We start from the raw sequence: 1,325 nt of genomic DNA on the forward strand, positions 1-1,325 counted from the left end.
AGTCGTAAGACGATGTATATGGACTGACGCCTGCCCGGTGCTGGAAGGTTAAGAGGACCGGTTAGCCGTAAGGCGAAGCTGAGAATTTAAGCCCCAGTAAACGGCGGTGGTAACTATAACCATCCTAAGGTAGCGAAATTCCTTGTCGGGTAAGTTCCGACCTGCACGAATGGCGTAACGACTTCTCTGCTGTCTCAACCACAGACTCGGCGAAATTGCAGTACGAGTAAAGATGCTCGTTACGCGCGGCAGGACGAAAAGACCCCGGGACCTTCACTATAGCTTGGTATTGGTGTTCGGTTCGGTTTGTGTAGGATAGGTGGGAGACTGTGAAGCGGGCACGCCAGTGTTCGTGGAGTCGTTGTTGAAATACCACTCTGATCGTATTGGATACCTTAACCTCGGACCATGATCTGGTTCAGGGACAGTGCCTGGTGGGTAGTTTAACTGGGGCGGTTGCCTCCCAAAATGTAACGGAGGCGCCCAAAGGTTCCCTCAGCCTGGTTGGCAATCAGGTGTTGAGTGCAAGTGCACAAGGGAGCTTGACTGTGAGACTGACAGGTCGAGCAGGGACGAAAGTCGGGACTAGTGATCCGGCACCGGCAAGTGGAAGCGGTGTCGCTCAACGGATAAAAGGTACCCCGGGGATAACAGGCTGATCTTCCCCAAGAGTCCATATCGACGGGATGGTTTGGCACCTCGATGTCGGCTCGTCGCATCCTGGGGCTGGAGTAGGTCCCAAGGGTTGGGCTGTTCGCCCATTAAAGCGGCACGCGAGCTGGGTTTAGAACGTCGTGAGACAGTTCGGTCTCTATCCGCCGCGCGCGTTAGAAACTTGAGGAAGGCTGTCCCTAGTACGAGAGGACCGGGACGGACGAACCTCTGGTGTGCCAGTTGTTCCACCAGGAGCACGGCTGGTTGGCTACGTTCGGAAGGGATAACCGCTGAAAGCATCTAAGCGGGAAGCCTGTTCCAAGATTAGGTTTCTCACCACCTTGAGTGGGTAAGACCCCCTACAGACTATGGGGTTGATAGGCCAGAACTGGAAGCGCAGTAATGCGTGTAGGTGACTGGTACTAATCGGTCGAGGACTTACCACACACATAACATTCGCCAAAACGAACACGTGTGTGCTAACAAGAGCATGTAACAATGAAGAATCCAGCCGCTTCGACGGTTGGGTCGCGTCCACTATGCAATGTCTGAGACAGCACACGACTGTGTGTTTGTTTCGCAGTGTTACGGCGGCCATAGCGGAGGGGAAACGCCCGGCTCCATTCCGAACCCGGAAGCTAAGCCCTCCAGCGCCGATGGTACTGCACTCG

2 rRNA genes are annotated in these 1,325 nt (G+C 54.7%); both read left to right on the forward strand.

Going from position 1 to position 1,325, the window contains the following annotated elements:
- Positions 1 to 1,100 (forward strand): 23S ribosomal RNA (locus ABD108_RS22100); the annotation flags it as partial.
- 140 nt (positions 1,101 to 1,240) lie between these two features.
- Positions 1,241 to 1,325: ribosomal RNA gene (gene rrf / locus ABD108_RS22105) — 5S ribosomal RNA — on the forward strand; the annotation flags it as partial.

Source organism: Tsukamurella strandjordii (genome assembly GCF_039525985.1).
In the GTDB taxonomy this organism is placed as follows: Bacteria; Actinomycetota; Actinomycetes; order Mycobacteriales; family Mycobacteriaceae; genus Tsukamurella; species Tsukamurella strandjordii.